Origin of the sequence: Mesorhizobium sp. M1A.F.Ca.IN.022.07.1.1, from assembly GCF_003997575.1 — a bacterium.
GTDB lineage: Bacteria > Pseudomonadota > Alphaproteobacteria > Rhizobiales > Rhizobiaceae > Mesorhizobium.
On the sequence record NZ_RZST01000381.1, the window covers coordinates 1 to 5,170 of the forward strand.

Genomic DNA, 5,170 nt, shown 5'->3' on the forward strand with positions numbered 1-5,170 from the left:
TTTCAGGACAGGGAACTCGCCATGAAAATTCAACGCTCAATGCTCAAGAAACTGGCTTTTTCAACCATTCTGCTGGCCCTGCCGCTCAACACCGCCTTCGCCGCCGATCCGGCGGTGGCCGACCGCGTCAAGGCGGCCCTTGCCGCCCAGGGCGTCGACATTTCCTGGACCGGCGTCTCCGGCGACAATTCGAACGCGGTGCTGCAGGGCGTGTCCATCAAGCCGGCAGCCGAGAAGGAAGCCCTGCCGATCGGCGACGTGAAGCTGGAGGGCATCACCGAGGCCAATGGCGGCTTCGAGATCGCGACCGTCTCGAGCTCGGCATTCGAGCGCAGCCAGGACGGCGTGACGCTCAACCTCAGCCCCGTTGTCATTCACGGCATGAAGGTGCCGGCCGAAGGCAGCACCGACCCGCTCGGCTCGCTGATGATGTACAAGTCGGCCGAGCTCTCCAACATGACCGTCAAGGTCGGCGACAAGACGGCCTTCTCGATGGACGGGCTGGCCGTCCAGATCACCCCGCCGGCCGACGGCAAGGCGATGGACTTCACCGCCAACACGGAAAAGTTCAACGCCGACCTGACACTGGTCGAGGACCCGAAGTCGAAGGAGGCGATCCAAGCGCTCGGCTACCAGAATATCTCCGGTACGGTCTCGATGGCCGGCACCTGGCAGCCCAGCGACGGCAAGATGGAGCTGTCGAAATACGACATCTCGGTCGAGAATGCCGGCACGCTCGGCATGACCTTCAATCTCGGCGGCTACACCCTCGACTTCATCAAGTCGATGCAGGAGATGCAAAAGAAGTTCGCCGCACAGCCGGAGGGTGCCGACAATTCCGCGCAGGGCATGGCCATGCTCGGCCTCTTGCAGCAGCTGTCCTTCAACGGCGCCTCGGTGCGCTTCGACGACGATTCGCTGACCGGCAAGGTGCTCGACTATGTCGGCAAGCAGCAGGGCATGTCCGGCAAGGACGTCGCCAACCAGGCCAAGGCGATCGTGCCGTTCGGCATGGCGCAGCTCAACAATCCCGAACTGACGGCCGAGGTATCGGCCGCGGTCAACAAGTTCCTCGACGACCCCAAGAGCCTAGAGATCTCGGCCGAACCGCCGGCGTCGGTGCCGTTCGCGCTGATCATGGCCGGCGCCATGTCCAACCCGCTCGACCTGCCGAAGACGCTGGGCGTGAAGGTCAAGGCGAACGAGGACTGATCGGGGGCGCCTCGCACCTGCCAGCATTATCCAACGGCGGTTCGGATGATCCGGATCGCCGTTTTCCTACGATCAGGGCCTGACCTCCTCGACGAAGGCGTTCGTCGCTCTTTACAAAGAGTATGTCGGACCACACCGGCCCGCCGTGACCCTCCTCGGGGTCTCGGGTTTGGCATTCCCGCAGCAATTGGTTGAAATCCGGGCGGTTGCCCACACGCTCTGACCCAATCCTTGAGAAAATGGCTCTGGGAGCGATGGCCAGCCGCCAATCGCTCCCGGGGCTACCATCGATTCAGGATGAGCCCCCGCGTCAGTCCTTCTTCGCGACGGCGACGCGCAGCGACAGCTCCCGAAGCTGCTGCGGGGTGGCCTCCGAAGGGGCGTTCATCAGCAGGTCATAGGCCTGCTGGTTCATCGGGAACATGGTCACCTCGCGCAGGTTCTTGGCGCCGACCAAAAGCATGACGATGCGGTCGATGCCGGCCGCCATGCCGCCATGCGGCGGCGCGCCATACTGGAAGGCGCGGTAGAGGCCGCCGAAGCGCTCCTCGACCGTCTGGCGATCGAGGCCGACCATCTCGAAGGCCTTGACCATGGTCTCCGGCAGGTGGTTGCGGATGCCGCCGGAAGCGATCTCGAAACCGTTGCAGACCATGTCGTATTGGAACGCCTTGATGCCCAGCGGCTCCTGACCGCCGAGCGCGTCGATGCCGCCCTGCGGCATGGAGAACGGATTGTGGGCGAAGTCGATCTTCTTCTCGTCCTCGTTCCATTCGAAGAACGGGAAGTCGACGATCCAGCAGAGCTCGAAGCGATCGCGGTCGACGAGGTTCAATTCCTCGCCGGCGCGGGTGCGCGCGGCGCCCGCGAAGGAAACGAACTTCTTCGGGTCGCCGGCGACGAAGAAGGCGGCATCGCCATCGGCAAGGCCAAGCTGCTGGCGCACCGCCTCGGTGCGTTCCTCACCGATGTTCTTGGCGATCGGTCCGGCGCCTTCGAGCTTGTCGCCCTCCTTGCGCCAGAAGATGTATCCGAGGCCTGGCTGGCCCTCGCCCTGCGCCCAGGAGTTCATGCGATCGCAGAAGGCGCGGCTGCCGCCGGTCTTGGCGGGGATAGCCCAGACTTCGGCCTTCGGATCGTTGGCCAGGATGTTGGCGAAGACCTTGAAGCCGGAATCGCGGAAATGATCCGAGACCGCCTGCATCTCGATCGGGTTGCGCAGGTCCGGCTTGTCGGTGCCGTAGGTCCGCATCGCCTCGTCGAAGGGAATGCGGCGGAATTGCTGAGTCACCGGCTTGCCGGCGGCAAAGGTCTCGAAGACGCCGCGAAGCACCGGCTCCATGGTGGAGAGCACGTCATCCTGCTCGACGAAGCTCATCTCGAGGTCGAGCTGGTAGAACTCGCCGGGCAGGCGGTCGGCGCGCGGATCCTCGTCACGGAAGCAGGGCGCGATCTGGAAGTAGCGGTCGAAGCCGGAGACCATGATCAGCTGCTTGTACTGCTGCGGCGCCTGCGGCAGGGCATAGAAGGTGCCGGGATGGATGCGCGACGGCACCAGGAAGTCGCGCGCGCCTTCGGGCGACGACGCGGTCAGGATCGGCGTCGAGAATTCGGTGAAACCGACCTCGCCCATGCGCTTGCGCATCTCGGCGATGATCTTGGTGCGCGCAACGATGTTCCTGTGCAGCGTCTCGCGGCGCAGGTCGAGGAAGCGGTATTTCAGGCGGATGTCCTCGGGGTATTCAGGCTCGCCGAACACCGGCAGCGGCAGCTCCTTGGCCGCCGAGAGCACTTCGATCTCGCGCGCGAAAATCTCGATCTCGCCAGTCGGCAAATTGGCGTTGACGGTCTCCGGCAGGCGCGCCTTGACCTCGCCGTCGATGCGGATCACCCATTCGCCGCGCACCGTCTCGGCGACCTTGAAGGCCGGCGAGTCCGGGTCGGCGACGATCTGGGTCAGGCCGTAATGGTCGCGCAGATCGATGAAGAGCAGCCCGCCATGGTCGCGCACGCGATGCACCCAGCCGGACAGGCGGACCGAATTGCCGACGTCGGTCTTTCTCAATTGGGCACAGGTGTGGCTGCGGTAACGATGCATTGTCATTGGTGGAGTCCGGAATTGCGGGCGAAAGCCCGGCTCGAAAATTGGCGCGAAAAGCGCATGAGAGGCCGGCTTTGTCAAGGCAAGCGGTCACACGCAGGCGCGGTGCCCCAGGTCAGGCAAAGTGGATTTCGGCACCCAGGCGCTCGAAATCGGCAAGGATGGGTGAAGGCGCCGTCTTGTCCACCACCAGATGGCTTATCGCGTCGGGCGCGGCGACGCGATAAGGCGCCGCGGTGGCGAGCTTGTCGTTGGTGACGACGATCACGATGCCGGCGCTATTCCCGGCCATGGCGCGCTTGACCTCCGCTTCCGCCGAATCGAAGGCGGTGACGCCACGCGAGGCATCGAGGCCGCAGGAGCCAAGGAAGAACAGATCGGCGCCAAGCTGCGCCACGGCGGCCAGCGTATCGCCGCCGACACAGGTGCCGAGGTCGCGGACATACCTGCCGCCCAGCACAAACAGCTCGATCAGGGGCAGATCGGCGAGTGCCGATGCGACGCCCGGCGAATTGGTAGCGACCGTCAGCTCTGGAGCGCGGGCTTCTTCGGCGCCGGGCTGTTCGGCGGCGCCATGGCGCATCTCGGCCTGTCGCCGCAGTTGCATCTGGCGCTGGTGGTGCCGATGGTGACCATTGCAACGGCCCTGTTTCTCGGCGGCTTCGAGCCGGCGCCCGCCCGCTTCGCCAACTCCGGCGACAAGGCGCCGATGTTCGCGCGGCCGACATTGCCGATCCTGGTCCTGGTCGCTGTGACGCTTTCGGCGATGCTCCTCGAAGGCGCCAGCATCGACTGGTCGGCGATCTACATGCGCACCGTCTTCGACTCCGGCCCCTTCGTCACCGGCTTGACCGTGGCGCTGTTTGCCTTCTCGCAGGCAACCACACGCTTTTTCGCCGTCTCCTTCGTCGACCGCCACTCGCCAAGCGGGGTCGCGCGCGTGCTCTTGGCAGCGATGGCGGCCGGCGTGCTCATCGTCTTCTTCTCGCCGCTGCCGGCCGTTTCGATGCTTGGCTTTGCCCTGTTGGGCATTGGCAGCAGCGCCCTCTTCCCGCTGGCGATCTCCGCCGCCGCGCAACGGACGGATCGCCCGGCGGCGATCAACGTCGCGGCGCTCTCACAGATTTCCTTCATCGCTTTCCTGCTCGGCCCGCCGCTGCTCGGCTTCATATCGGACCATTGGGGCATCCGCTCCGCCTATGGCATCGGCATCCCCTTCATCGTGCTCAGCCTGCTGACGGTAGGTTCACTTGGCCGGAGGCCGGCCGCGGAGAACATCCATGCGTTTCCGGGCGAGACACCTGCTACGGTCGAGCTGGAGATAGAAATATGGGCCGGCAAGGCTTAGGACACCCCTACCCCAATTGGCAGCCCATCTCCTCGGCCGGGTGCAAGGATGTGAAGTTGCATTTGCCGCTGGCGTTGACAGGATCTATGGTCCAAGAAGAGGTCACAGATCCGTGATTGCCTCTCTTTAATGTCGTCCATCCGTCCGCTTATTCCGCTCCTGATTGCCGCAGGCATCCTGCTTGGCGGCAATGGGCTGCAGGGAACGCTGATTGCCTTGCGCGGGGCGCAGGAAGGCTTTTCCGCTTCCGATATCGGCCTGATGGGCACGTTCTATTTCGCCGGTTTCCTGCTCGGCTGCCTATCCGTCACGCGTATCCTGAAGGCGGTCGGCCACGTCCGGACTTCTGCCGCGCTGGCCGCGATCGCCTCGGTCGGCACGCTGCTTCTGGTGCTCGTCATCGACCCCGTCATGTGGCGCGCGGTGCGCTTTGCCGGCGGCTTCTGCCTTGCCGGCCCGGTTACCGTCATTGAAGCCTGGCTGGATTACGTCGTCGGCAACAAGCAACG

The 5,170-nt window shown here is 64.5% G+C and carries 4 protein-coding genes and 1 pseudogene; 3 read left to right on the forward strand and 2 right to left on the reverse strand.

Annotated features, from left to right (window positions below):
* The first annotated feature begins 21 nt into the window (after positions 1 to 21).
* Positions 22 to 1,212 carry a hypothetical protein gene (locus EOA75_RS28340; protein WP_067329980.1) on the forward strand — a complete coding sequence of 397 codons (1,191 nt, stop codon included), beginning with the start codon at positions 22 to 24 and terminating at the stop codon, positions 1,210 to 1,212.
* 310 nt (positions 1,213 to 1,522) lie between these two features.
* Here the strand turns inward: EOA75_RS28340 and aspS are convergent, their stop codons facing one another.
* Positions 1,523 to 3,310 (reverse strand): aspartate--tRNA ligase, encoded by a 1,788-nt coding sequence (aspS, locus tag EOA75_RS28350; protein WP_067329976.1) that lies wholly within the window; start codon positions 3,308 to 3,310, stop codon positions 1,523 to 1,525.
* Between the two features lie 118 nt (positions 3,311 to 3,428).
* Entirely contained in the window at positions 3,429 to 3,896 is a 468-nt protein-coding gene (locus EOA75_RS28355; protein WP_245466764.1) for a DeoR/GlpR family DNA-binding transcription regulator, read from the reverse strand.
* On the opposite strand from EOA75_RS28355, the gene EOA75_RS28360 reads away from it, so the two are divergent.
* Positions 3,888 to 4,661, forward strand: coding sequence for an MFS transporter (locus EOA75_RS28360; protein ID WP_245466765.1), 774 nt, complete (start codon positions 3,888 to 3,890; stop codon positions 4,659 to 4,661). The two genes, EOA75_RS28355 and EOA75_RS28360, sit on opposite strands and share 9 nt — an antisense overlap.
* Before the next feature lie 129 nt (positions 4,662 to 4,790).
* Positions 4,791 to 5,170: pseudogene (locus EOA75_RS28365) on the forward strand (MFS transporter); the annotation flags it as partial.

What these genes read in the sequence shown, in the direction of transcription:
- EOA75_RS28340 (WP_067329980.1), top strand. Translation starts at nt 22, where the DNA reads ATGAAAATTCAACGCTCAATGCTCAAGAAACTGGCTTTTTCAACCATT.
- aspS (WP_067329976.1), bottom strand. Translation starts at nt 3,310, where the DNA reads ATGCATCGTTACCGCAGCCACACCTGTGCCCAATTGAGAAAGACCGAC.
- EOA75_RS28360 (WP_245466765.1), top strand. Translation starts at nt 3,888, where the DNA reads ATGGCGCATCTCGGCCTGTCGCCGCAGTTGCATCTGGCGCTGGTGGTG.
- EOA75_RS28355 (WP_245466764.1), bottom strand. Translation starts at nt 3,896, where the DNA reads ATGCGCCATGGCGCCGCCGAACAGCCCGGCGCCGAAGAAGCCCGCGCT.